This window comes from Prescottella soli (assembly GCF_040024445.1).
Taxonomy (GTDB): domain Bacteria; phylum Actinomycetota; class Actinomycetes; order Mycobacteriales; family Mycobacteriaceae; genus Prescottella; species Prescottella soli.
In genome coordinates, this window is the sequence record NZ_CP157276.1 from 2,810,756 (window position 1) to 2,835,117 (window position 24,362).

Consider the following 24,362-nt stretch of genomic DNA (forward strand, 5'->3'; position numbering starts at 1 on the left):
ACACGCTTCCCCGACCCAGCAGTGTGGACAATGCCGACGCTAGCTGCGAACAGCGTAATCGTCGGCGAACGTTGCAGATTCATCTTGATGGTCAATCGCCAGATCGTATTGCCATTCGCCGGCAACGTGATTGGTGACACAGAAGAGGATCTCGCCGCTGAATCCGGCGCCGACAGCGGAATGTAGTGCGTTCGGTCGTCTACAACGGCCTCAGGCGAGGCCCCGCCTCCGTGGGGAGACGAGACCTCGCCTGGACGATCAGTTACTGCTTACGAGCCGAAGTTCAGGCCGCCCAGCAGATCCCCGAGGATCGCGCTCAGGCTGCCCAGGTTGCCCAGGCTGCCGCCCGGGCTACCGCCGGAGACCTGGACCGTCTGCGCACTCGACGTCGAGTTCGCCACGCCCTGGCCGCCGCTGAACACCGCGTGGATGCTATGCGCACCCGACGTGGTGAACGTGTGGTTCAGCGTTGCCACACCGTTGACCACCTGCACTGCGTCCCCGATCGGGGTGGCCCCGTCGAAGAACTGGACCGTGCCGGTCACTGCCGCGTTGCCCGCACCCGTCACCTGCGCCGACAGCTGCACCTGCGTGCCGACCGTGGCGTTGGCCGGCACCGTCACGACGGTGGCCGTCTCGACGTCGACCGGGGTCGGCGTCGTCACGACGACCTGCTTCGCGTCAGCGGTGGAGCCGGTGAATCCGTTTGCGCCGCTGAACGTTGCGGTGATGGTGTGCGTACCCGTGGTGGTGAACGTGTGGTTCAGCGTTGCCACACCGTTGGTCACCTGCGCGGAACCGATCGCGGCACCACCGTCGAAGAACTGGACCGTACCGGCACTCGGAATGACTTCCTCGGTGCCGTTGTCGTAGACGGTCGCCACCAGATCCTGTGCCTCACCGGTCTTCGCGTTGCCCGGGACGCTCAGGATCGTCGTCGTGGCCGCATCCACCGGAGTGGGATCGCTGACCGTGACCGTCTGAGCCGACGCCACCGAGCTCGTGAACCCGGTCGCACCCGTGAACTCAGCCGTGACCGCCTGCGCACCCGCCGCAGCGAACGTGTGCGACAGAACCGCGGTACCACCCGACACCGTCACCGGCGAACCGATGTTGACACCGTTGCTCTTGAACTGCACCGTGCCCTGCGCGTTCGACGGAGTAACCGCCGCAGTCAGATTCACCGCAGCACCCGTCTCAGCCGTCGCCGGAACCGTCAGACCCAGCATCGTGGTCACATCGACCGGCGTCGGATCCGACACCGTCACCGTCTGAGCCGACGCCACCGAGCTCGTGAACCCGGTCGCACCCGAGTACTCCGCGGTCACCGCGTACGAACCGGCCGCATTGAACGTGTACGGCATGCTCGCGTGACCGGCGTTATCGACGTTCACCGCCGCACCGACAGCATTGCCGGCGACCTTGAACTGGACCGTGCCGCCGGTCGGAACCGGAGCAACCGTCGCCGACAGGGTCACCTGTCCGCCCGTCTCGGCAGTAGCCGGCGCGGTGACCGTCGTGGTGGTCTGCGTGTCCGGCACAACCGGATCCGTCACCGTGACAGTCTGCGCACCCGCGGTCGAACCCGTGAAGCCGGGGCCACCGACGAAGTCAGCGGTGATCGCGTGAGCACCAGCAGCAGCGAACGTGTGCGACAGCGTCGCCGCACCGGACGCCACCGTCACCGGAGAACCGATGTTGTTGCCGTTGTCCTTGAACTGCACCGTGCCCGCAGCGTCCGACGGAGTCACGTTAGCGGTCAGATCGACAGCCGCGCCGGTCTCCGCGTTCTGCGGAACCGTCAGACCCAGCGTCGTCGTCACATCGACCGGCGTCGGATCCGACACCGTCACCGTCTGAGCCGACGCCACCGAGCTCGTGAACCCGGTCGCACCCGAGTACTCCGCGGTCACCGCGTACGAACCGGCCGCATTGAACGTGTACGGCATGCTCGCGTGACCGGCGTTATCGACGTTCACCGCCGCACCGACAGCATTGCCGGCGACCTTGAACTGGACCGTGCCGCCGGTCGGAACCGGAGCAACCGTCGCCGACAGGGTCACCTGTCCGCCCGTCTCGGCAGTAGCCGGCGCGGTGACCGTCGTGGTGGTCTGCGTGTCCGGCACAACCGGATCCGTCACCGTGACAGTCTGCGCACCCGCGGTCGAACCCGTGAAGCCGGGGCCACCGACGAAGTCAGCGGTGATCGCGTGAGCACCAGCAGCAGCGAACGTGTGCGACAGCGTCGCCGCACCGGACGCCACCGTCACCGGAGAACCGATGTTGTTGCCGTTGTCCTTGAACTGCACCGTGCCCGCAGCGTCCGACGGAGTCACGTTAGCGGTCAGATCGACAGCCGCGCCGGTCTCCGCGTTCTGCGGAACCGTCAGACCCAGCGTCGTCGTCACATCGACCGGCGTCGGATCCGACACGGTGACGGTCTGAGCTGCCGACGTGGAACCGGTGAAGTTGCCCGTTGCGGTGAACACCGCAGTGATCGAGTGCGATCCGGCCGAGGTGAAGGTGTGGTTCAGGCTGGCCGCGCCACCCGAAACCGCAACCGCGGAGCCGATGTTCGCGCCGTTGTCCTGGAACTGGACCGAGCCCGTCGCGTTCGTGGGCGCGACGTTGGCCGTCAGTGTGACCTGAGCACCGGTCTCCGCGGTGGCCGGGGCATTCAGGGTCGTCGTGGTCGACACCTGCGAGGCAACGACATTGATCGTCGCCAGCGGGCCGGCGCCGGCGTTGGGCGCGCTCTTGTTGTCGCTCGGTATGCACCGGGTCGGCGCCCACTGAGTGCCGCCGAGGAATGAAGCCTTCGCCAGGGAGGTGCTGAAGTTCTGGTCGTTGCCGTAGGACGAGGCGGAACCGGCGAGACGCACCTTCGGCTGGATGACGCCGGGCGCACCGGCGGTCACGGTGATGTCCACGGCGGGCAGTTGGTACCAGGTGTCGCCGTTCGAGTTGGTCGAACCGTCGAGGTTCTTCTTCGACTTCGGGACCCGGATGCCACCCTCGTTGTTCGTGCTGTTGTTGCCGCCGTTGCCGACGACCTCGTTGTTGCCCGAGAGCCGAACGATGGGGCCGGCGGCGTTGTCCACCGCGCCGGCCTCACTGACGCGCAGCACGTTCGGGGCGACGTTGTCGAGGCCTATCGCGGTACCGGGAACGATCGCGGCGCTGACGAAGGTCGCGTTGTCGGGAATCGCGTAGTCGTACTTGAGCCGTGAGAGGTTGGTCGTCGTCGCGCCCGAGTCCGAGTTCGGGTACGAGGAGGCGTTGGGCTTGATGCGGTAGGTGAAGGTCTCACCCGGTGCCACCGACACAGGAGCGTCGACCGTCATCGAGGCCGCCACGCTCTTGTCGACCGTGAGAACCGATTTTGCCTGGCAAGAGCTGGTGAAGTTGGTGGTGGTGGTCACCGCGTTGGCCGGGGCACCGATCAACATCGTTCCGGCCACGAGCGCTGCGCCTGTGATGGGCGCGGCACAGCGCCTCAGTAATGGATTCTGCATACACACTTCCTTGTAAGAAGTTGCGGATGGGGGGAGGGCTAATCCGCAGAGGTTCGGAAACCATAACGACGGTGTTACGTCCGTGTATCGCTTTTGCCGATCTCACATCCACATGTAGCTGAATATTTGCTGGCGACATCGGAAGGCTACCGACTGGTAGCATGCACTCGCCGAGCGTTTGCCCTGGTCGGACACCTGTCCAGCGTTCTTACCTCTACAAATCGCATCGATGTGAGTCTCGAAGCCGCCTCGATGCCCGGATCGCCCCTCGCCCGAGGTTTTCACCCTCGAAATAGCCCCATCGCGGCAGAATCTCGCGAGAAGAGGGCCTCGACGATCCTGCGGCAACAAGGGCTGCGACCCGGGACACGCCGAATTCGACCGAACCTCACCGAACGAACGACCGAGGCCGGCGGACCCGTCTGCGAAGAATTCTGAAATTGATTCCAATCTGGTGGCGGGGCATGCCGGGCCCGACTGAACCGTGCCGACGGCCCCGCGCCGGGTACCGTCCGATGCGTGTCAACCGAACGCCAGCGCACCTACACCTGGAACGACCCCGCCCCCATCGCGGAGGCCAACCGCAACCTCAGCGGACTCGAGTTCGTCCGCGGACTCGTCGACGGCACCGTCCCGCACCACCCGACCGCGAGCACGCTCGGGTTCCGCGTCACCGACGCCCGCGAGGGGTTCGTCGAGATCACCGCCGAGCCGGCGGAGTGGCACTACAACGCGGTCGGCAGCGTGCACGGCGGCGTCATCGCCACGATGATCGACACCGCCATGGGCTTCTCCGTGTCGAGCACCCTGCCCGCCGGCGTCCACTACACCACGCTCGACATCACCGTCCGCTACATCCGTGGGATCAAGGCGAACGGCGGATCCATTCGCGTGCACGGCTTTTCGGAGCACACCGGCCGCACCACCGCGACCGCGCGTGCCGAGGTCCGTGACGATCAGGACCGGCTGCTGGCGACGGCGTCGACCACCTGCCTGATCCTGCGCTGATCACTCCCGCCGAAAGCTGAAGGGTCCCTTCACGCGCTGTCAGCGCACGAAGGGACCCTTCAGCTTCTGGAGACGCGAACTACGGCGCGGTCAGCACCTCACGCCCGACGAACGGCACCAGTGCCGCCGGAACGCGCACGGAACCGTCGGCCTGCTGGTGGTTCTCGAGGATCGCGACGAGCCAGCGCGTGGTGGCGAGCGTGCCGTTGAGGGTCGCGGCGATCTGCGGCTTGCCGTTCTCGTCGCGGTAGCGCACGTGCAGACGACGCGCCTGGTAGGTGGTGCAGTTCGACGTCGACGTCAGCTCGCGGTACTGCTGCTGCGTGGGAACCCATGCCTCGCAGTCGAACTTGCGGGCCGCGGACGATCCCAGGTCGCCGCCGGCGACGTCGATGACCCGGTACGAGAGCTCCATCGCGTCGAGCATGTCCCGCTCCCACGCGAGCAGACGCTGGTGCTCGGCGTCGGCGTCCTCGGGCTTGCAGTACGTGAACATCTCCACCTTGTCGAACTGGTGGACGCGGATGATGCCGCGGGTGTCCTTGCCGTAGCTGCCGGCCTCGCGGCGGAAGCACGACGACCAGCCCGCGTACCGCTTCGGCCCCGCCGACAGGTCGAGGATCTCGCCCGAGTGGTAGCCCGCCAGCGGGACCTCGGAGGTGCCGACGAGGTACAGGTCGTCGTCGGCCAGGTGGTACACCTCGTCCGAGTGCTGGCCCAGGAAGCCGGTGCCCTGCATGACCTCGGGGCGCACGAGCACCGGCGGGATCATCATCGTGAACCCGTTGGCCATCGCCTTCTGCGCCGCCAGCTGCAGCATGCCCAGCTGGAGCATCGCGCCGAAGCCGGTGAGGAAGTAGAACCGCGAGCCCGACACCTTGGCGCCGCGCTCCATGTCGATCAGCCCCAGCGACTCGCCGAGCTCGAGGTGGTCCTTGGGCTCGAAGTCGAACGTCGGGATCTCGCCGACGGTCTCGAGGGTGATGAAGTCGTCCTCGCCGCCGGCGGGGGCGCCGTCCTGCACGATGTTCGAGATCGCGCGGTGGGCCTCGTCCAGCCGGGCCTGCGCTTCGTGCTGCGAGGCCTCGGCGTCCTTCACCTTCTGCGCCAGTTCCTTGGAACCCTCGAGCAGCGCCGGACGCTCCTCGGGGGACGCCTGCCCCACCTTCTTGCCGAACGCCTTCTGCTCGGCGCGCAGCGTGTCACCCGCCAGGATGGCGGCGCGGCGGGATGCGTCGGCCTCGAGCAGCGCGTCGACCAGACCGGGGTCTTCGCCGCGGGTGCGCTGCGAGGTGCGGACGGCGTCGGGGTTCTCGCGAAGGAACTTGAGGTCAATCACGACCACAAACCCTACTTGGTGACGCCGCGCTCACTCCGGGTGCTTCCCCAATATCTGCAGATAATCGTCACGTCCGAACATGCGTGCGGCCTCGAGCGCCGACGGCTGACCGGCCTGAGCATCGGCGCCGGCGGCCACGAGCGCGGCCACCACGGCGTCCTCACCCTTGAACACCGCACCGGCCAGGGGCGTCTGCCCACGGTCGTTCGCGCGGTTCACGTCGGCGCCGCGTTCGATCAGCGCACGCACCGCGTCGGGGTGGCCGTGGTACGCCGCGAGCATCACCAGCGTGTCCCCGGCGGCGTTGGTCAGGTTGACCGGGACACCGGCGTCGACGTACTGCGCGAGCGTCGCCGCATCCCCGGCCCGGGCCATGTCGAACAATCGACCGGCCAACTCCTGCACGTCACTGTCGGGCGTCGCGGGATGTTCCTCACTCATGCCGCACGAACCTACGCGGAAACTTCGGTATCTGCGTCCGTTGAAGGCATTATGGACGGGATGTCCGTGGATGAGACCGAGCCGAAGTCGCAGCCGACAGCCGAGTCGGCACCGCAGCCGGAACGGCGCCGACACCTGTCTGCGCCGGTCACGCGGCGTGCACTCGCGCTCGTCGCGATCGGCGCGGTGCTGGCCGCGATCGCCACGGTCTTCGTGTCCGGCGGCTTCGATGGCGGCGAGAAACTGCCCACGCACACCGCCGGCGTCGGGCCACGGCCGACGGGCGCCGTCGCCGGTCAGGCATTCGGGTCGGCGACGACGGGCGACTGCCTCACGTGGTCCGAACGCGATGCCAGCGACCTCGAGAAGGTCGACTGCGGCCAGGCGCACCAGTTCGAGGTGGCCACCGACGTGGACCTGAGCCTGTACCCGGGCGTCGAATTCGGACCCGGATCCAAGTTCCCCGGAGTGCTGCGGTTCTCCGAGCTGCGCGACGAGCAGTGCGCTCCCGCCGTCAACGCCTACCTGGGCGGCCGCTTCGACCCGAAGGGCAAGTTCAGCGTCGGCCTGATCAACCCGGGCGAGGCCGGTTGGGCCGCCGGCGAACGGACCATCCGCTGCGGTCTGCAGTTCTCCGGCGTCACCGGCGCCCTGCTGCCCATTCACGGCAAGGTCGCCGAGCAGGACCAGTCGAAGGTGTGGGACGTCGGCACCTGCATCGGCATCAACCAGAACGTGCCGTCCGATCCGGTGAGCTGCGCCGACCCGCACGCGTTCGAGGTGGTCGGCGTGATCGACCTGGCCAGCCAGTTCCCCGGCGGCATGCCGTCGGTCGAGGACCAGGACAAGGTCCTCGAGAAGGCGTGCACCGACGCCAGCAACGGCTACCTGGGCTCCCCCGACGCGCTCCGCGACAAGACCCTGACCCTGTTCTGGGACAACCTCGACCTCGACAGCTGGCTCGTGGGCAGCCGCAAGATCAACTGCTCGATCGGCAAGGAGACCGACGGCAACGGCTTCGCGACCATCGTCGGCGGCGCCAAGGGCGACATCCTGATCAACGGTCAGGCACCGGTCCCGCCGCCGGCGGCCCCCGACGGACGTTCCGTGCCGACCCCGCTGCCGGGTGCGGCGCCGCTACCGGGAGCCTGACGTGTCGGTGACGATGACCGAGGATCGCTTCGAGGAGCTGGTCTCCGAGGCCCTCGACCTCATCCCGGAGAAGCTCGCGGCGGCGATCGACAACGTCGTCGTGCTGGTCGAACCGCGCAACGACGAGGAGCCGACGCTGCTGGGGCTCTACCACGGCATCGCGCTGACCGAGCGGGACAGCCACTACGGCGGCGCCCTGCCCGACACCATCACGATCTACCGCGACGCGATCCTCGACGTGTGCCACTCCGAGGACGAGGTGGTGCACGAGGTGATGGTCACGGTGATCCACGAGGTGGCCCACTACTTCGGCATCGAAGAGGACCGCCTCCACGAGCTCGGCTGGGGCTGAACACCCGCATCGGATTTTCGTCGGTTTCATGTGGAACCGACCGGCCTCCTCCTGCGTCGAAGCAATCAGGAACAAGTTTCGCGAAGCCCGTTCCCGCTGCCACCGACCCCGAGACGAGGAGTTCAGCCATGTCGCATCACGTGTTCGTCGAACCCGACGTCCTCGTCGCCGCGGCCGCGGAACTCGATGCACTGGCCGCCCGCCTGCAGGCGACGCTGGCCGCCACGACCCCGACTCTGAACGTCGCGCCGTCCGGGTCCGAGGAGGTGTCGGTGCTGGCGGCCGGCTACTTCAACCGGCTCGCGGGCAGTTTCGGGCCGGCCGCCACTCGGGGCATCGAGGAACTGACCGCCGCCGCGGCGATGCTCCGCGCGCAGGCCGCCGCGTACCAGGACGAGGACCGCTCCTTCGGCACGTCGCTCGCCACCGGCATGTGACCGCGCGCATCCCGAACCGCTCAGCCGAACTCTCAGCCGAACCGAGGAGTAACGCATCATGACCATGGGTGTCACAGGCGTCGTCTGGATGCCTCGCGGCGCAACCGTCAACTCGAGCACGCTCAGCGCCGGTGCCGGCCCGGTGCCGCTCAGCGCCGCCGCCCCGGCCTGGACCACGATCGCGGAGGGCTTCGTCGACGCCGGCGCGACCCTGGTCCGGGTCATGGACGAGTTGCGCGCCGGGTGGGAGGGGACGGCTGCCGAGGCCGCCCTCGCGAAGATCGCCCCCTTCGCGGCCTGGACCGATCAGACCGCCACCCTCGCGGCGGAGACCGCGGCGAAGGCGTCCGCCGAGGCCGGTGCCTACACCACCGCGGCCCTGGCCATGCCGAGCCTGCCCGAGATCGCCGCGGTCAAGACCGCCAAGACCGCGGCCTACACCACCGGTGGCGCCCTCAACGGCTCCGCGGCCGTGGCCGAGGCCGCCGACCGCGCGATGGACATCCGCGCGGGCATCGTGATGGAGGGCTACGAGGCGGCGTCGAGCATCCTCGCGACACCCGAGACCTTCGCGCCTCCGCCGCCGCTCACCAACGGCTCGACCGTGGGCCTCGAGTCCCGCGACAGCGGCGACGTGGCCCGGCGCCGACTCGAGAACGACTTCCGCAACGACCCGGTCGGCACCATCGCGGCAGCGGCCACCGCGTTCGCGCAGAACCCGGCCGTCGCGACGGCGGCATCGCAGGTCGGCACCGTCGCGGGCACCGTGTCCAGCGCCACCTCGGCCGCCGCCAACTTCGGCGGCGCCGTCCTCGGCGGGGTGGGCGCGGGGTCGCCCGCACTGATGGGGACCGCGGGTGCGCCCGCGCCGGTGGCCGGGCGAGGCGCCGCGTCCGGCGTGTCCGGCGGCGGGGCGTCCGGCGCCGTCGCCTCGCGCGCCGCGGGCGTCGGCGGGGGCGGGGGCGGTGGGGCCGGGGCGGCGCTGCCCGACGGGTGGGCGCAGGCCGGTCAGCTCGACGGCGCCGGACATCGCGGCGGCGCAGTCGGCGGCGGCACGGGCACCGGCCCAGGCGTCGGCGCCGCCGATGCGATGCGCGCGGAGACGGCGGCGGCGGCCGCGGCCCGCAACACACCGATGTCCGGCACCCCGAGGGGCGCGCAGCGCGGCGTCGCGGACACCGACGAGGGCGACCGCGCCACCCCCGGCTACCTGAGGAAGTTCGAGCACTTCGCCGACGGGCGCACCGTCATCCCGTCGGTCATCGGCGCCGACCTGCCCGAGGACGGGCGGTGATCGACTTGGGAATCGAACCGATCGGCACGACGCTGCCGCCCACGACCCTGCACGTCGACGAGATCGACCTGCTGGTGCACCTGCTCGACGTCGACGTGCTGCCGGTCGTGCTCGACGCCGGTCCGCGCTTCGATTCGCTCCCCGCGCGCGACGCGGTCTTCCGCCGCGCCCACGACAGGCTCACGGCCGCCGGCCTGGTCGACGGCATCACGGTGCATCCCGACCTGGCCCGACAGGTGCGGACGCTCGCCCGCCCGCGCGCCGAGATCGCGGTGCGCAAGTTCGTCGGCGGCACCGTCCATCGCGCGTGCTTGGCCCTCGACCAGGACCCGGCCGACGGCGCCGTGCTGGCCCTGCGCAGCGGCGACGCCTTCACCGTCCAACGGCCGGGACGCGACCTCGCCGGCCCCGTCGTGCACGCGCTCGGCACCGTCCCGGCGCTGCCGTTCGGCGTCGTGAACTGCCCGACCGCGGACCTGGGCGCCGCGCTCGACCGGATCACCGACCCGCAGAAGGCGGCCGACCAGCTGATCGCGGTGGGGGTTCCGGCCGCGGACGCCGCGGTCGTCGGGCCCGCGTTCGCCGCCTGCCCGACGTTCACCGAGATCGTCGGACTTGTCGGCATCGTCGGAGAGGGCGGCGACCCCGAACTGGCCCGCGGACCGGTCACCGTGTTCGACACCGCCGCCGGACGCGTCGTCGGCACCACCAGCGTCGCCACCGACGGCGTCCGGTGGACGTCGCTCAGCCCCGGCACCCAGGGCCGGTTGCGTCAGGCGCTCGAAGGCCTTCTCGCGCAGCTCGACTGAGGACTCAGCCCATCGGGTCGTCGGTGGCCTCGGTCGCCTCCGCCTCGAACCACGGCCGCTGCGGGGTCGCGTCGAACGGCGGGTCGAAGAGACCCCACCGCACGCACTGCCAGCCCGCGGCGGTCGGCACCAACTCGACCGTCGAGGTGTTCTCCAGGTGCCGGTCCGCGGCGAACGCACCGGGCACCCCCGCCAGGTACGCGGCCACCAGCCGGATCGCGGCGCCGTGGCTCACCACCACGACGTCACCGCCGGCGCCGCCGTCGAGGTACTGAGCCCGCAGCGAATCCACCACCGGCACATAGCGTTCGATGATGTCGACGCCCGACTCGCCGCCCGGGATCCGCGCCGACAGGTCACCCGTGTGCCACGTGTGGAACACCTTCGCGAACATCTTGTGCGACTCGAGATCCGAGCGGTCCTCGAGCTCACCGGCCTGCGCCTCGTGCAGACCCTCCCGCACCTGAAGCGCGATGCCCGACGCCGTCTCCACGAAACCCGCCGTCTCGCGCGCCCGCAGCGCCTGCGACGACACCAGCGCGCTCGGCGGGCGCGCCGCCAGCAGGTCGCCGAGCGTCTGCGCCTGCGTCCTACCGAGTTCCGTCAGCCGCGCACCGGGCAGCCGGGTGTCGAGCCGCCGTTCGACGTTCGCCTCGGTCTGCCCGTGTCGGACCAGGATCAGTCGGCCGCTCACGCGTTCTCCTCTCCGCGGCGCAGCCGCTCCAGCCACGCGGTGTCGTCGGCGTCGGGCATCGGGGCCCCACCACCCGGCACGGTCGACGGCCACGACCCGAGGAAGCGGACGTCGCTGAAGCGGTGCAGCGCCTTGAGCGCCTCCGCTACCAGCCCGTCGTCGATGTGCCCGACACAGTCCAGGTGAAACAGATAGGTGCCGAATTCCTTGCGCGTGGGCCGGGATTCGATGCGGGTGAGGTCGATGCCGCGGGTCGCGAACTCCGTCATCGCGCGGACCAGCGAGCCGGGCACGTTGTCGAGGTGCAGCACGACGCTGGTGCGGTCGTTACCGGTCCGGGCGGGTGCGGACTGCGGTTTCGTCACCAACACGAAGCGGGTCCGGGCACCCTCGTAGTCGGCGACCCCGGACGCCAGCGCGACGAGTCCGAGCCGCTCCCCCGCCAACGCGGTGGCCACGCCGGCGTCGGCGACGCCGTCCGCGACGTCCTCTGCCGCACCGGCATTCGAGGACGCCGGCTCGACGCGGGCGTTCGGCAGGTGAGTGTCGAGCCAGCCCTGCACCTGCGCGGTCGCGACCGGATAGGCGCGGACGGTGCGGACGTCGGCGAGCGTCGTGCCGGGGCGGCCGACGATCGTGAAGGACACCTCGAGTTCGGTCTCGGCCATGATCTGCAGCCGGTCCCCGAGCGCGAGCGCGTCCATGGTGGGACGAATCGATCCTTCGACCGAGCTCTCGATCGGGACCACCGCGCCGTCGGCGTCGCCGCGACGCACCATCTCCAACGCGGCCCGCTGGCTCGCGGCCGCCACCCGCTCGACGTCGCCGTCGAACGTGCCGGCCGCCTCGAGCTGGGCGAGGGCCATCTCGGTGAAGGTCCCGCTGGGTCCGAAGTACGCGATACGAGGCACGACTACGAGGTTACGCAATCGCCACCGACGCACTGCGCCGATCGGTCCCGGTTCCGTTACGGAGCGCGCTACAGCAGTCCGACGTCCGCGAGCACGCGGTCGGCCTGCTCGGGGTCGTCGACCTCGATGCCGAGCAGCACGCCCCGCACCGCCTCGGCGGCCTCGGGGATCAGCGCCGCGAGCGCGGCCGCGTCCGGGGAGGTCAGGGCCGCACGGACGTCGTCGCCGCGCAGCGCCGCGACCGTGCCGGCGAGCAGGGCCAGCACCTCGGCGCCGTCGCGCGCGCGGGCGACGAAGCCGACGGAGGTGTGCGCGAGGACCGCGAGGAAGTCCGCGACCGCTTCGACGGGCTGACCGGCGATCAGCCCGGGGCTGTGGCCGGCGTCGGCGAGGACCTGCGCGGCCTCGGCGAGCGTGCCGGAGTCGGGGCCGTCGGGCGTGACGAACACCGCGACGGGGGCGGGTAACCGGAGGCCGACCGCGTCGTCGATCTGCTCCGAGGTGCAGTGCACGTGGTACCGGAGCGCCCGGTGTTCCACCGCGTCCTCGAGGGCGTCCGGATCGATGTCGAGCTCGACGACGACCGCGCCGGCGTCGGCGTCGGTACCGGCGGCGCCGGTGAGGATCGAGGCGGCGACGATCTGGGGCCCGCCGGTGACGGCGGCCCGGACGACTACGGGGTCGACGGCATCTCGCCGCTGGTGGAGCAGCCCGTCGACGAGCGGCCGGGCCGCGAGGTCGCGAGACGCGGGAAGAGTCGGCATCGACAGCGAAACAGGAATCGACACAGCACCACGTTAGCCCGGCCCGCGCCGAAACCTGTCTTCCGAGCCGAGGCCTTGCCGCCCACGTCCGCAAGAATTAGCTTAGGTTTACCTCAGTTCGACGCAGGTTCGGTATCGCGTCCCGACCCGAAGGAAGCCGCCATGACCCGCACCGCCCTCGGACCGTCCACCGCCGAACGGATGCGAAGCGCGAGCGCCCGCGCGTCGGATGCCGTGCTGGCCATCGCCGGCACCGATCCCGTCGTCACCTCGCTGCACCACCTGCGATCCGACGGCACCGCCGTCCTCGCGACCCCGATGGACTGCGCCGCGGCGGCCCTCGCGTGGCAGGCCGGACCGGGCGGGTTGCCCGCCGTCCTCGAACTCACCGACTACGCGCCCCTCGCGCTGCGCGAACCCGTCCGGTCGCTGGTGTGGCTGCGCGGCACGCTCACCGCGGTCTCCAGGCAGGGCGAACGCGACCTCGCCGACGCCGTCGCCGCCGAGAACCCGCATCCCGCGCTGCTCGACGTCGGCCACGACGCCACGCTGCTGCGGCTGCGGCTCGCGTCCGCCGTCGTGGCCGACAGCAACGGCGCCGAATCCGTGACGGTCGAGGACCTGCTCGCCGCCGATCCCGACCCGTTCCACGACGTCGAGACCGCCTGGTTGCGGCACCTCGAGGAGGACCACTCCGATTTGGTCGAGATGCTCGCCCGACGGCTGCCGTCGGCGCTGCGCACCGGCCGGGTGCGACCGCTCGGCATCGACCGGTACGGGGTGCGGTTGCGGATCGAGGCCGCGGCCGGGGACCGCGACGTGCGGATGGACTTCGCCGAACCGGCCGACGACGCGCCCGCGCTCAGCCGTGCCCTGCGGATCCTCGTCGGCTGCCCCTTCGTCAACGGTCTGCACATGCGGCACTGACCGCGGCCCGACTCCGTGTCCGACCAGGGATTTCCCGCCCATCCGGAATCAGCGACCCACCCGCAGTGTTCTACCGATGAGACCGAGATCGCACTCGGCGACCTCGAACGGATATCGGAAGTTCACTCGACATGACTGCCGCAATGCCGAGTCATGGCTCGGGCGGGGCCCCACGTCGCAAGGCGGTCTACCGGCCGCCCAGGACGATGCTCGTCGACCCGCGGTTCGAGTCACTGGCCACCCAGTTCTTCCACCTGTTCCATCGCACCCACGACGGCGGTGGCGCGCTGGCCGTGTACCTGTACGGCCAGCCGGTCCTCGACGTGTGGGCCGGGTGGGCGTCCCCGATCCGCAAGTGGGCCTGCGACACCGTCACGCTGTCGTTCTCGACCGGCAAGGGCGTCGCGAGCACGGTGCTGCACCGCCTCGCGCAGCGCGGCCTGATCGACTACGACGCCACCGTCGCGTCCTACTGGCCGGAGTTCGGCGAGGCCGGCAAGGAATCGATCACCGTCCGCGAACTGCTCAGCCACCGCGCCGGCCTGCACCGCATCCGCGGGCTGGTGCCCGGCCGCCTCGCGCTGCTCGACCACGACCGCGTCACGGCCGCGTTGGCGGCGTCCATCCCGGACCCTCGCCGCACGACCATGCCCGGCTACCACGCCGTCACGTACGGATCGCTGATCGCGGAGCTCACCGCACGGGTGTCGGGCAAGCCGTTCACCGAACTGGTCCGCACCGAGGTCGCCGAGCCTCTCGGTATCCCGGAGTTCTGGTTCCAGGTCCCCGAATCCGAGAAGGACCGCATCGCGAAGGTGTTCCCCCACATCAACCCGTTCGGGGTGCCGTGGGGCGTGACGTCGCTGGCGCTGTCGCTGGTGCCGCACCTGCGCGACATCGCCGACGCCGGCATGCCCGAGGGCTTCGACATGCTGGTGCGCGACCCGACGATCCACGACTTCGTGATGCCCGGCTGGAACGGCGTGTTCAGCGCCCGCGCCCTGGCCCGCATGTACGCGGCGTTCGCGAACGACGGTGTCGTCGACGGCATCCGTTTCCTCGAACCCGACACCATCGCCCAGCTGAGCGAGGTGCAGACCCGGGCCCGCGACTACGTGCTCGGCATCCGCATGAACTGGCGACTCGGCTACCACGCGGCGCTCGTCGCGGCCCGCACGCAGCACTCGGGTGCCTTCGGCCACTACGGCATGGGCGGCTCCGGTGCGTTCGCCGACCCGGAGACCGGCCTGTCGGTGGCGTTCGTGACGAACCGGCTGGGCGGCGCGCTCACTCCGTTCGCCGACCTGCGGCTGCCGAACCTCGGCGCGAAGGCCGAATCCCTCGCCCATCACATCTGACGCCGATTACGTCTAGCGTCGTCGAGGTGATCACCCGCACCACCGTCGACTCGTGGCTCCGGCCCGCAGCGCCACTACCGTCCGAACCACCGCTCGACGCCCGCGAACGGCGCACCCTGTGGTTCGAGATCACGATCGTCCTGCTGGTGACGTTCGGGCTCAACGGCGTCTACAGCATGCTGTCGCTGCTCGAGTCGGCCCTCCAGCCCGGCGGTCTGTCCGAGCAGGCGGTCGCGATCAACCCGTCCCGGTCCACGCAGTCGTACATCGACCTGGCCCGACAGCTGCTCGGAGTGGTCAAGCTCGCCGCCTGGGCAGCGCTCGGACTGTATCTGCTGTGGCGCAGCGGCCTGAGTCCGCGCCGGATCGGTCTCGGTCGGACGCAACTGCGGGGCGGGGTGCTTCCCGGCGTCGGGCTTGCTGCCCTGATCGGGCTGCCTGGGCTCGCCTTCTACCTGGCCGCGGTCGCGCTCGACCTGAATCTCACCGTCATGGCGAGCACCATCGACGACCACTGGTGGCGGCTGCCGGTGCTGGTGCTGTGGGCGATCGCGAACTCGGTCGCCGAGGAAGTCCTGGTGGTGGCCTATCTGATCTCGCGGCTGCGACGGCTGGGATGGAGCGAGAACTCGTCGCTGCTCGCGTCGGCGCTGCTGCGCGGCAGTTACCACCTGTACCAGGGCCTCGGCGGCGGTCTCGGCAACGTGCTGATGGGGCTGATCTTCGGCCGCTACTGGCAGCGGACCGGGAAACTGTGGCCGCTCGTGATCGCGCACGCCCTCATCGACACCGTCGCGTTCGTCGGATACGCCCTGCTCCGCGGGCACCTGTCGTGGCTGCCGTGACCGCAACTGTCGGGATCGCACGTATTCTCGGATCGTGAACGGCGAGACCCCCGACAGACGTCAGCCGGGCCCGCCGCACCGCGGCCGGCCCCAGCCACCGCGCAATGTCCCCCCGCCGCCGCGCCGCGGTGGGCCGCCCCCGCAGCGCCCGCCGCAGGGCGCCGAGGGCACCCAGATCATCCGCCGCGACGGGCGTCCCGGCGGCCCGGCACCGCGTCCCGAGCCCGCACGCGCGTGGTCGCAGGCACCGGAACCCCAGACGTGGTCGCAGGTATCCGACGGGCGCGCGCCCTACGGCGGCGGCCACGCGCCCACCCAGACTCCGCGCCCGTACGCGGAGCCGCGTCGCGTCCCGCCGGCCGCCCCGCCGCGCAACCCCCAGCCGCCGCGCCCGCCGGCCGCCCCTGCCGAGCCCCCGAAGCAGCGGCGGCCCCGCAAGCGCGGAAGGTGGCTGCGCCGGGTCGCGCTGACGCTGGCCGTGCTCCTGGTCGCGTCGATCGGCGGCGTGGCCTACCTCGACACCAAGCTGAACCGCGTCGACGCGCTCGCCGACTACCCGGGTCGTGTCGCCGACACCCCGGGCACCAACTGGCTGCTGGTCGGCTCGGACAGCCGCGCCGGTCTGACGCCCGAGCAGGACCGCGAGCTCGCCGCCGGCGGCGACATCGACGGCAAACGCACCGACACGATCATGCTGGTGCACATCCCGAAGAGCGGCTCGACGACGATGGTGTCGATCCCGCGCGACTCGTACGTGAACATCCCGGGCATCGGCCGGGGCAAGATCAACGCGGCGTTCTCCCAGCCCGACGGCGAGCAGGTACTGGTGCAGACGGTCGAGGAGGCCACGGGCCTGCACATCGACCACTACGCCGAGATCGGCTTCGGCGGGTTCGCCGGCATCGTCGACGCCATCGGCGGCGTGAACATGTGCGTGCCCTACCCCATCGACGACCCCCTCGCGGGCATCAACCTGCCGGCCGGCTGCCAGGACCTGTCGGGCCCCGAGGCGCTCGGCTTCGTCCGCAGCCGGGCGACGGCGATGGCCGACCTGGACCGGATGCAGAATCAGCGTGCGTTCATGAGTGCGCTGTTGAAGAAGGCCACCTCGCCCACGACGCTGATCAATCCGCTGCGGTTGTGGCCGATGATGACGAAGACCGCGAACTCGCTGCAGGTCGCCGACGGTGACCATCTGTGGAATCTCGCGGGGCTGGCGTGGGCACTGCGCGGCAAGATGGTCACCACCACCGTTCCGGTCGGTGGGTTCGAGGTGGTCGACGGGTGGGGCGACGTTCTGTTGTGGGACCGACAAAAGGCAAGCGAATTCTTCGATGCGCTTGCAAATGACCGCCAGATTCCGCAGGACCTCTTGACCGGCACACCGTGACGCTCGTCGCCGTCCGGACATTGCCGACACAGCCACGCCAATACGGGCGGTATTGTTTCGTGCATGACTGAAGCGGCGCACACCAACGAGTTCCACCGACTGCTGCAGACCCAGATCCGAAACGAATTCACGGCCTCTCAGCAGTACATCGCGGTCGCCGTCTACTTCGATTCACAGGATCTGCCGCAGTTGGCGGGCCGCTTCTACCGGCAGGCCGCCGAGGAACGCGACCACGCGATGATGATGATCCAGTACCTGCTCGACAACGACCTGCCGATTGCCGTCCCCGGCATCGACTCCGTGGTCACCGATTTCGCGTCGGTCCGTGAGCCCGTCGCGCTGGCGGTCGCGCAGGAGCGCACCGTCACCGAGCAGATCACCCGCCTGGCCCGCACCGCCCGCGATACCGGCGACTACCTGGGTGAACAGTTCATGCAGTGGTTCCTCAAGGAGCAGGTCGAGGAGGTCGCGAGCATGACGACGCTGCTCACCATCGTCGACCGCGCAGGCGACAACTTCTTCAATATCGAGGACTTCGTGGCGCGCGAGATGAGTTCGGCCGTGACCGCCGATTCCACGGCCCCGCGGATCGCCGGCGCCGACGCCTGATTCCGGCGCGCCGCAATTGCCGAACAATCGGCAATTGCGGCAGATCGGAATTTCCGGAAATCTCAATTCGGTTTGAGGCAAGGCTAATTGAGGACACACTAGCCTCAATTAGGTTCCACTTCCGTGACAGTTCGCCCTGATCAGGGATACCTTGGCTCCATGAGTGCCTCAGACGATTCGCATCGGACGAAATTCCACGCACTTCTCCATGATCAGATCCGCAACGAATTCAACGCGTCGCACCAGTACCTCGCGACCGCGGTCTACTTCGACAACGCGGATCTCCCCCAGCTGGCCCGCCACTTCTACAAGCAGGCCAACGAGGAACGCAATCACGCGATGATGATCATCCGGTACTTCCTGGATCGGGACATCACCGTCGAACTCACGGGCGTCGATCCGGCCAAGAGCCACTTCGAGAACACGCGGGAGCCCATCGCGCTCGCGCTGGCGCAGGAGAAGGCCGTCACCGAGGAGGTCGTCCAGCTCGCCCGCACGGCCCGCGACGACGGCGACTACCTGGGCGAGCAGTTCATGCAGTGGTTCCTCAAGGAGCAGGTCGAGGAGGTCTCCCGCATGACGACCCTCCTGACGATCGCCGACCGCGCGGGGTCCAACCTGTTCGATCTCGAGGACTTCGTGGCCCGTGAGATGAGCAGCGTGGACGACGCGTCCGGGGCACCGCCCGCCGCCGGGGGCACGATCTAGCACCGAAACAGCTGAAGGGTCCCTTCACGCGCTCGCAGCGCACGAAGGGACCCTTCAGCTGTCTGAACTCAGCGCAGCGTGACCTGGCGGCCGCGCAGCCCGTCGCGGGCGCGCACCTCGGCCGCCGTGAGCGGCGCATCCACGGCCAGGGCCTCGGCGAGACGCTCGCCCAGCTCGGCGGTCGGCGCGGCCCACTCGTCGGGGTGCTTCTCACGGTCGAGGTCGAAGACCGGCACGAGCAGGCCGTGGGTCCGGAACGAGCCCGCGAACCGCGATCCCTCGCCGAGGTGCAGTCCGCCGGCCGCGTGGACGCGGGCCAACGCCTGCATCAGAGAGTCCTCGTCCTCGGGGCGCACCCAGCGCAGGTGCGCGCGCTCGCCGGCGTCGACCCACCACGCGGCGACGACGCCGTCGGCCTCGAGACGCGCCGACGGCATGATCGCCATGTTGGCCTGCTGGACGGTCGCGGCGACGTCGGGGGCCGGCTCCACGCCCTCGGGGATCCACCAGTCGAAGTTCTGGTGGACGGTGATCTTCGGCAGCGCGTCGGCGACGAGGACGTCGGTCGGACGCGGGCCGCCGTCCTGCGGGTCGGCGAAGGTCAGCGAGTTGCCGGGCTCGGCGGACTGCACCCACGTGACCGCCGCACCGAGGTCGGCGCCGGGGTCGGCCGTGTGGGCCTGGACCTGCAGGCCGACGTACCGTCCGGCGGTGCCGGCCTCGTCGCGCACCAGGGCCGCGACGGCACCGGGCAGGACGGTGGCCGCGGTCACCGGCTTGTCGGCGTCGCGGACCGGCAGCTCGACGAGAGCCGACGGCACGAATTCGCGCAGCGCGACCAGGTCGCACTCGGCGGCCAGGCCCTGGAACGGGCGGGTCGGCGAGGTGACCTCGGCCTCGCGCTCGAGACGACGCTGCTCGAGCTTCGCGGCGCGGTTACTGCCCGGCTTGGGGCCACTGTTTCTCTTGCTCTTCTTACCCACGAGGCCAAAACCTACACGGACGGGCGCGTTATCTCAGCCGCCCAGCAGTTTCTTGGTGCGGCCCGGATGGTTGGTGGCCACCCAGCCGACACCGAGTTCCTTGCACAGCGCGACGTCGGCGGGATCGTCGACGGTCCAGCAGTACGTGGCGCGACCGGCGGCGGCGGCCTTGTCGACGATCTCGGGATGCTCGCGCAGCGTCCTGATCGACGGCCCGACGGCGGTGGCGCCGACGGTGGTGGCCGCCCCGCCGCCGAGGTAGCGGGACGCGTCGCCGAGCAGCACCGTCGGCAGGAGCGGCGCCGACCTGCGGATCCGCCACACCGCGCTCGCGGCGAACGACATCACGACGGCCCGCGAATGGTCGGCCGACGCCGGGGTGGCCAGCCCGTAGCGGGACAGTTCGGCGAGCACCTTGCTCTCGACGAGCCCGCCGTAGCGGACCGGGTGCTTGGTCTCGATGAACAGTTTCGTGGGGCGCGATGTCCACCCCAGGGTGAGCTCGATGAGCTGGGACAGCGTCAGCAACTCCGCCGGTTCGCCGACGGCGCCGTAGTCGAGTTCACCGAGCGACTCGAGCGTCATCTCGCTGACGACACCGGTGCCGGACGACGTGCGGTCCACCCGACGGTCGTGCACGCACACGAGGTGACCGTCGCGGGTGAGCCGGACGTCGCACTCGAGGCCGTCGGCCCCCTCCACGAGTGCCAGCTCGTACGCGGCGAGGGTGTGCTCGGGCATCGCGGCCGACGCGCCGCGATGCGCGACCACGAGGGGGCCACGCCGATCCGGGCTCATCCGACGGTCGCCTCCTCGGCCGGGGCCGGCTGTTCGGCCCCAGGCACGTTGATCCATCGGGTGGTCCGCTGCGGGCGGCCGAGCAGGTCCCGGCCGTCGAACCGGCGCATGACGTGCAGCGTGAGCAGCGCGGTCGCGGCGGCGACGGCCGCGGTGACCGCGGCGAGCAGCACCCCGTCGGCCTGCGCCTGCAGCGTGTCGCGGCCGCGCCACAGCAGCCCGACGACGACGAGCAACCCGTTGGCCGCCCACGCGACCCACCAGATGCGGATCGCGGTCAGGGTCCGGCGGTCGCCGTCGGCGACCTCGGTGAGGAAGACGCCGGGCATCACGAGGTTGACGACCGGGACGAGCACCCCGACGGCGAGGGACCGGGGCGTGCGCGGGTCCACGAGGCCGCGGGCGGCGAGCACCTGGCGGCGGATGACGACGAGCCGGCACACGGACGCGGCCGCGGCGGCCAGCGCCACCAGCGGCGCCGACAGCTGCGTCGCCCACACCATCGAGTCCGACACTGCGAGGGTCAGCGGATCGACCAGGCGCACCCGGTTGAACACGAGCAGCGCGTATCGGAAGGCCTCCGCCAGCGCGGCGAGCCCGAACACGATCGCGGTGCACGCGAGCAGCGTCGGCGCGAGGTCGGCGGCGGCCTCGGCGGGGGTGAGCCGGTCGTCGGGTTCCTCCGGCGGCGGGTCGAGCAGTCCCCAGCGCGGTACCTGGGTGTATCGGGGCGTCGGACCGAGTCGGCGCGGTTCCCGGCGTCGGCGGGCGATCGGCGGGTAGGGACTGCGGGCGACCCAGCGGAAGTTGCGTCCGGTCGGCGGGGCGGGGCGGTCGGTGTCGACCGGTGAGAGCAGCAGCCCCTGGCAGCGCGGGCACCACTGCGCCGGCGCGCCGACCACCGGCCACCTCGACGCGCAGCGGGCGCAGACCTGGACGACGCTCATCTAGTAGATCTTCGCGGGACCGGAGTCGCCGTCGGACGCGAGCGGGAGTCCGGCGCCCTGCCACGCAACCATTCCGCCGTCGACCTGGTAGGCGTCGTAGCCGATGCTGTTGAGGTACTCGACGACGATGATCGAGCGTCCACCCTGGCGGCACACGACGTACACCTCGGCGTCGATGTCGATCTCGTCGAGGCGGGCCGGGACGTCGACGATGGGGATGTGGTGCGCGCCCGGGGCGTGGCCCAGCCCCCACTCGTCGTCCTCGCGCACGTCCAGCAGAACGGTCGCCTCGGTGAGCTCCGCCGGGAGGTCGGTCACGGAGACGGTGGGAACGTGCGGGATCGTCACGGGTTCGATTCTGGCACGACCCCTTTTCCGGGGCAGACGATCTCGCGTTACGCGTTCGCCCCCTTCGTGACCGGACCGATACGTCCAGCGCTCGACGTCGAGCGATTGCACCCCCAAATGTGACCTGAGGCACTTGATTCGCCGAGTTATCCACAGTTTCCACAGGGTCATCCACAGTTCTGAACAACTTCGGTGGGGATCATCCACAGGTCAGGGGCTCGAGGTGGATGGTTTGTTGACAACTGTGCACCGCAAGTTCCACAGCAATCCACAACCTGTGTGGATTTGCGCGCTAGCGGTCCGATGTGGTGGCACGGGCCGGAGTCCCCACCGCCGGGATGTGTGCCCCCATCCCAGCCCCTCACTCCGGCCCGCTCTCCCCCCTTTTCGGTCGGGACGATCCGTCCCGACACTTGATCCGACGCGGCAGGCGCCGGATCGGTTCCCTCGACTTCGTCCTCCGACGCACGTCACATTCGACGGTGCGGCACAGTGGTCCGCATGGACCTGAGAATCTTCACCGAACCCCAGCAGGGCGCCACCTACGACGATCTCCTCACGGTGGCGAAGGCCGCGGAACAGTTCGGATACGACGCGTTCTTCCGGTCCGACCACTACCTGGCGATGAACGTCGAGGGTCTGCCCGGCCCCACCGACGCCTGGATCACCCTCGCCGGTCTCGCCCGCGAGACCTCCACGATCCGACTCGGGACCCTGGTCACGTCGGCCACCTTCCGCTACCCCGGCCCGCTCGCGGTCTCGGTGGCGCAGGTCGACGCGATGAGCGGCGGACGGATCGAGCTCGGCATCGGTGCGGGCTGGTTCGAGGAGGAGCACCGCGCGTACGGCATCCCGTTCCCGTCGGTCGGTGAGCGGTTCGACCGGCTCGAGGAGTCGCTCGCGGTCATTACCGGCCTGTGGGCCACCCCGGTCGGGCAGACCTTCAGCTACGAGGGCACTCACTTCCCGATCAGCGACTCGCCCGCCCTGCCGAAGCCGGTGCAGTCGCCGCGGCCGCCGATCGTGATGGGCGGCATGGGCAAGCGACGCACCCCGTCGATGGCCGCCCGCTACGCCGACGAGTTCAACCTGCCGTTCGTCTCGATCGAGGACACCGTCCGTCAGTTCGAGCGGGTCCGCGAGGCGTGCAAGGCGGTGGACCGCGATCCCTACGATCTCGTGTACTCCAACGCCCTGGTCCTGTGCTGCGGACGCACCGACGAGGAGATCGCACGCCGGGCCGCGCGGATCGGACGCGAGGTGGACGAGCTGCGCGAGAACGGCCTCGCGGGCACGCCGGCCGAGTTGGTGGACAAGATCGGGCGCTACCGCGAGGCGGGAACGCAGCGCATCTATCTGCAGACCCTCGACCTGGCCGACCTCGATCATCTCGAGCTCGTCGCGGCGGAGGTCATGCCCCAGCTGGACTGACGTGAACGCGCACTCGGGTGGTCGAGCACACTCAGGAATCCTGAGATAGCTTCTGCCGCAACGGTTCAGACACGAGACGAACCGGCCGGACGGTATTTCGGGTGGTTTGCCGGCGCGGGGTGGACCCCCCGAAAATGCGCCCCACATCCACGGCGTCGATTTCCCGATCGAAATCAAACGGGCGAATTGAACATTAATGGGAATGCAATTCCAAGCGATGTAATTTACCCGGAACCCGACGTTAGACAAAAAACGGTGGATACAGCGCCGACAGGCCATTGCCTCGATGGTCCGGGCAATGGCCTGTCGGTGTGTTTTGTATAACTGCCGGCGCTTACGCCCGGCGACGATGCCTGCCGACCCCGGCTGTTGCCGTACCCGCCGCGGCCGCGACGAGCAGGGCGCTGCCGACCAGCCAACCGGATCCGTGTCCACCGGTGTCGTTCGAGGGTCCGCCGCCGGCTTCGACGCCGCCCATGGGGACGACAGCGACCTGCCCTCCGCCTTGCGGGGCGGGTGGCGCTTGCTCGCTGGGGCCGGGAACACTCGGGGCCGGTCCCGGCGCACTGGGGCCGGGAACGCTCGGGGCCGGTCCCGGTGCGCCCGGGCCGGGGACACCCGGGCCACCCGATCCGCCGGACCCGAGACTGCCGAGCCCGACGCTTCCGAGTACGCCACTACCAGCTGCGGCACTGCCGAGTAGGAGACTGCCGGTGTTGGTGCCGGAGCTCCCGAGCAACGGCAGAATCAAGCTGCCCAGGTCCGAACTTCCGTGCTCCGCGAGGCTGGCGCTGCCGGCCTCCGCACTACCGTGCTCCGCGAGGCTGGCGCTGCCGGCCTCCGCACTTCCATGCTCCCCGAGGCTGGCGCTACCGGCCTCCGCACTTCCATGCTCCCCGAGGCTGGCGCTACCAGCCTCCGCACTACCCGAACTCTCACTACCGTGGCTACCCGAACCGCCCTCACCGCCAGCGTTCGCCAGGGCCGGCGAACCGATCGCCAGCGCGGCGACTGCCGTCGCGGCAACCATGATGCGGGTCTTGATCTTCAGAGTGCGTACGTCCGTAGCTCTGTGCTTTGGCATCGCTATACGACCTCCTCAATTGGCCTGCGCAACAATTCGTAGAGATTCCGCCCAACCGCATGAAGACAGAAAAAACTGCGGCGCCACCATTTCCTCACCCCAGCCAGAGACCAACTAAACCGGCGGCGCCCCCATGCATATAGGCGAAAGAAACCTAACATCTCGATCAGCCCAGGAAAGGTGGAATCAGTATTACGAGCGCGGACGCCCGCCCAGAA

General features: G+C 69.8%; 24 protein-coding genes. 13 read left to right on the top strand and 11 right to left on the bottom strand.

The window, feature by feature from the left end:
- Window positions 1–269: 269 nt before the first annotated feature.
- Entirely contained in the window at window positions 270–3,515 is a 3,246-nt protein-coding gene (locus ABI214_RS13105; RefSeq protein WP_348611596.1) for a beta strand repeat-containing protein, read from the bottom strand.
- A gap of 519 nt (window positions 3,516–4,034) precedes the next feature.
- Between ABI214_RS13105 and ABI214_RS13110 the strand changes: the two genes are divergently transcribed.
- A complete protein-coding gene (locus ABI214_RS13110) occupies window positions 4,035–4,523 on the top strand; it encodes a PaaI family thioesterase (RefSeq protein ID WP_280761533.1) in 489 nt (162 codons plus the stop codon).
- A 79-nt stretch (window positions 4,524–4,602) separates the two neighbouring features.
- Here the strand turns inward: ABI214_RS13110 and serS are convergent, their stop codons facing one another.
- Entirely contained in the window at window positions 4,603–5,862 is a 1,260-nt protein-coding gene (gene serS, locus ABI214_RS13115) for a serine--tRNA ligase (protein WP_348602979.1), read from the bottom strand.
- A 30-nt stretch (window positions 5,863–5,892) separates the two neighbouring features.
- The gene (locus ABI214_RS13120; RefSeq protein ID WP_348602980.1) at window positions 5,893–6,303 is read right to left on the bottom strand and encodes an ankyrin repeat domain-containing protein; all 411 of its coding nucleotides are present in this window, start codon (window positions 6,301–6,303) and stop codon (window positions 5,893–5,895) included.
- Window positions 6,304–6,363: 60 nt separating this feature from the next.
- Between ABI214_RS13120 and ABI214_RS13125 the strand changes: the two genes are divergently transcribed.
- The 5 genes from ABI214_RS13125 to ABI214_RS13145 all read left to right on the top strand — a co-directional run bounded on the left by ABI214_RS13125 (window position 6,364) and on the right by ABI214_RS13145 (window position 10,347).
- Complete coding sequence (locus ABI214_RS13125; protein ID WP_348602981.1) at window positions 6,364–7,455, top strand: septum formation family protein; 1,092 nt, start codon at window positions 6,364–6,366, stop codon at window positions 7,453–7,455.
- Window position 7,456: 1 nt separating this feature from the next.
- A complete protein-coding gene (locus ABI214_RS13130) occupies window positions 7,457–7,807 on the top strand; it encodes a metallopeptidase family protein (RefSeq protein WP_348602982.1) in 351 nt (116 codons plus the stop codon).
- A 128-nt stretch (window positions 7,808–7,935) separates the two neighbouring features.
- On the top strand, window positions 7,936–8,244 hold the full coding sequence (locus ABI214_RS13135) for a PE family protein (RefSeq protein ID WP_348602983.1): 309 nt from the start codon (window positions 7,936–7,938) through the stop codon (window positions 8,242–8,244).
- Window positions 8,245–8,302: 58 nt separating this feature from the next.
- Window positions 8,303–9,538 carry a PPE domain-containing protein gene (locus ABI214_RS13140; RefSeq protein WP_348602984.1) on the top strand — a complete coding sequence of 412 codons (1,236 nt, stop codon included), beginning with the start codon at window positions 8,303–8,305 and terminating at the stop codon, window positions 9,536–9,538.
- Entirely contained in the window at window positions 9,535–10,347 is an 813-nt protein-coding gene (locus ABI214_RS13145; RefSeq protein ID WP_348602985.1) for an ESX secretion-associated protein EspG, read from the top strand. The genes ABI214_RS13140 and ABI214_RS13145 overlap by 4 nt, the downstream gene beginning before the upstream one ends.
- A 4-nt stretch (window positions 10,348–10,351) precedes the next feature.
- On the opposite strand, the gene ABI214_RS13150 is transcribed toward ABI214_RS13145, so the two are convergent.
- The 3 genes from ABI214_RS13150 to ABI214_RS13160 form a co-directional block, all read right to left on the bottom strand.
- Entirely contained in the window at window positions 10,352–11,041 is a 690-nt protein-coding gene (locus tag ABI214_RS13150; protein WP_348602986.1) for a histidine phosphatase family protein, read from the bottom strand.
- Entirely contained in the window at window positions 11,038–11,952 is a 915-nt protein-coding gene (pheA, locus tag ABI214_RS13155) for a prephenate dehydratase (protein WP_348602987.1), read from the bottom strand. Before pheA ends, ABI214_RS13150 begins: the two co-directional genes overlap by 4 nt.
- Window positions 11,953–12,020: 68 nt before the next feature.
- Window positions 12,021–12,740, bottom strand: coding sequence for a hypothetical protein (locus tag ABI214_RS13160; RefSeq protein WP_348602988.1), 720 nt, complete (start codon window positions 12,738–12,740; stop codon window positions 12,021–12,023).
- A gap of 138 nt (window positions 12,741–12,878) precedes the next feature.
- Between ABI214_RS13160 and ABI214_RS13165 the strand changes: the two genes are divergently transcribed.
- The 6 genes from ABI214_RS13165 to ABI214_RS13190 all read left to right on the top strand — a co-directional run bounded on the left by ABI214_RS13165 (window position 12,879) and on the right by ABI214_RS13190 (window position 18,553).
- On the top strand, window positions 12,879–13,643 hold the full coding sequence (locus ABI214_RS13165) for a DUF2470 domain-containing protein (RefSeq protein ID WP_348602989.1): 765 nt from the start codon (window positions 12,879–12,881) through the stop codon (window positions 13,641–13,643).
- Window positions 13,644–13,774: 131 nt separating this feature from the next.
- Window positions 13,775–15,001 carry a serine hydrolase domain-containing protein gene (locus ABI214_RS13170; protein ID WP_348602990.1) on the top strand — a complete coding sequence of 409 codons (1,227 nt, stop codon included), beginning with the start codon at window positions 13,775–13,777 and terminating at the stop codon, window positions 14,999–15,001.
- Between the two features lie 26 nt (window positions 15,002–15,027).
- The gene (locus ABI214_RS13175) at window positions 15,028–15,846 is read left to right on the top strand and encodes a CPBP family intramembrane glutamic endopeptidase (protein WP_348602991.1); all 819 of its coding nucleotides are present in this window, start codon (window positions 15,028–15,030) and stop codon (window positions 15,844–15,846) included.
- Window positions 15,847–16,021: 175 nt separating this feature from the next.
- Complete coding sequence (locus ABI214_RS13180; protein ID WP_348611599.1) at window positions 16,022–17,236, top strand: LCP family protein; 1,215 nt, start codon at window positions 16,022–16,024, stop codon at window positions 17,234–17,236.
- 63 nt (window positions 17,237–17,299) lie between these two features.
- Window positions 17,300–17,845, top strand: coding sequence for a ferritin (locus ABI214_RS13185; protein ID WP_348602992.1), 546 nt, complete (start codon window positions 17,300–17,302; stop codon window positions 17,843–17,845).
- Between the two features lie 159 nt (window positions 17,846–18,004).
- Window positions 18,005–18,553, top strand: a complete 549-nt coding sequence (locus ABI214_RS13190; RefSeq protein WP_348602993.1) for a ferritin — start codon at window positions 18,005–18,007, stop codon at window positions 18,551–18,553.
- Window positions 18,554–18,621: 68 nt separating this feature from the next.
- On the opposite strand, the gene ABI214_RS13195 is transcribed toward ABI214_RS13190, so the two are convergent.
- From ABI214_RS13195 to ABI214_RS13210, 4 genes are read right to left on the bottom strand one after another with little or no spacing between them, the layout of a single operon-like run.
- Window positions 18,622–19,536: a DUF5926 family protein gene (locus tag ABI214_RS13195; protein WP_348602994.1), complete on the bottom strand. Its 915-nt coding sequence runs from the start codon at window positions 19,534–19,536 to the stop codon at window positions 18,622–18,624.
- A gap of 33 nt (window positions 19,537–19,569) precedes the next feature.
- The gene (locus ABI214_RS13200; RefSeq protein WP_348602995.1) at window positions 19,570–20,334 is read right to left on the bottom strand and encodes a glycerophosphodiester phosphodiesterase; all 765 of its coding nucleotides are present in this window, start codon (window positions 20,332–20,334) and stop codon (window positions 19,570–19,572) included.
- A complete protein-coding gene (locus tag ABI214_RS13205) occupies window positions 20,331–21,281 on the bottom strand; it encodes a DUF4328 domain-containing protein (RefSeq protein WP_348602996.1) in 951 nt (316 codons plus the stop codon). The genes ABI214_RS13200 and ABI214_RS13205 overlap by 4 nt, the downstream gene beginning before the upstream one ends.
- Complete coding sequence (locus ABI214_RS13210) at window positions 21,282–21,629, bottom strand: rhodanese-like domain-containing protein (protein ID WP_348602997.1); 348 nt, start codon at window positions 21,627–21,629, stop codon at window positions 21,282–21,284. It abuts the gene before it with no gap.
- 501 nt (window positions 21,630–22,130) lie between these two features.
- On the opposite strand from ABI214_RS13210, the gene ABI214_RS13215 reads away from it, so the two are divergent.
- Window positions 22,131–23,060: an LLM class F420-dependent oxidoreductase gene (locus tag ABI214_RS13215; RefSeq protein ID WP_348602998.1), complete on the top strand. Its 930-nt coding sequence runs from the start codon at window positions 22,131–22,133 to the stop codon at window positions 23,058–23,060.
- A gap of 334 nt (window positions 23,061–23,394) precedes the next feature.
- On the opposite strand, the gene ABI214_RS13220 is transcribed toward ABI214_RS13215, so the two are convergent.
- Window positions 23,395–24,144: a hypothetical protein gene (locus ABI214_RS13220; RefSeq protein WP_348602999.1), complete on the bottom strand. Its 750-nt coding sequence runs from the start codon at window positions 24,142–24,144 to the stop codon at window positions 23,395–23,397.
- Window positions 24,145–24,362: the final 218 nt, after the last annotated feature.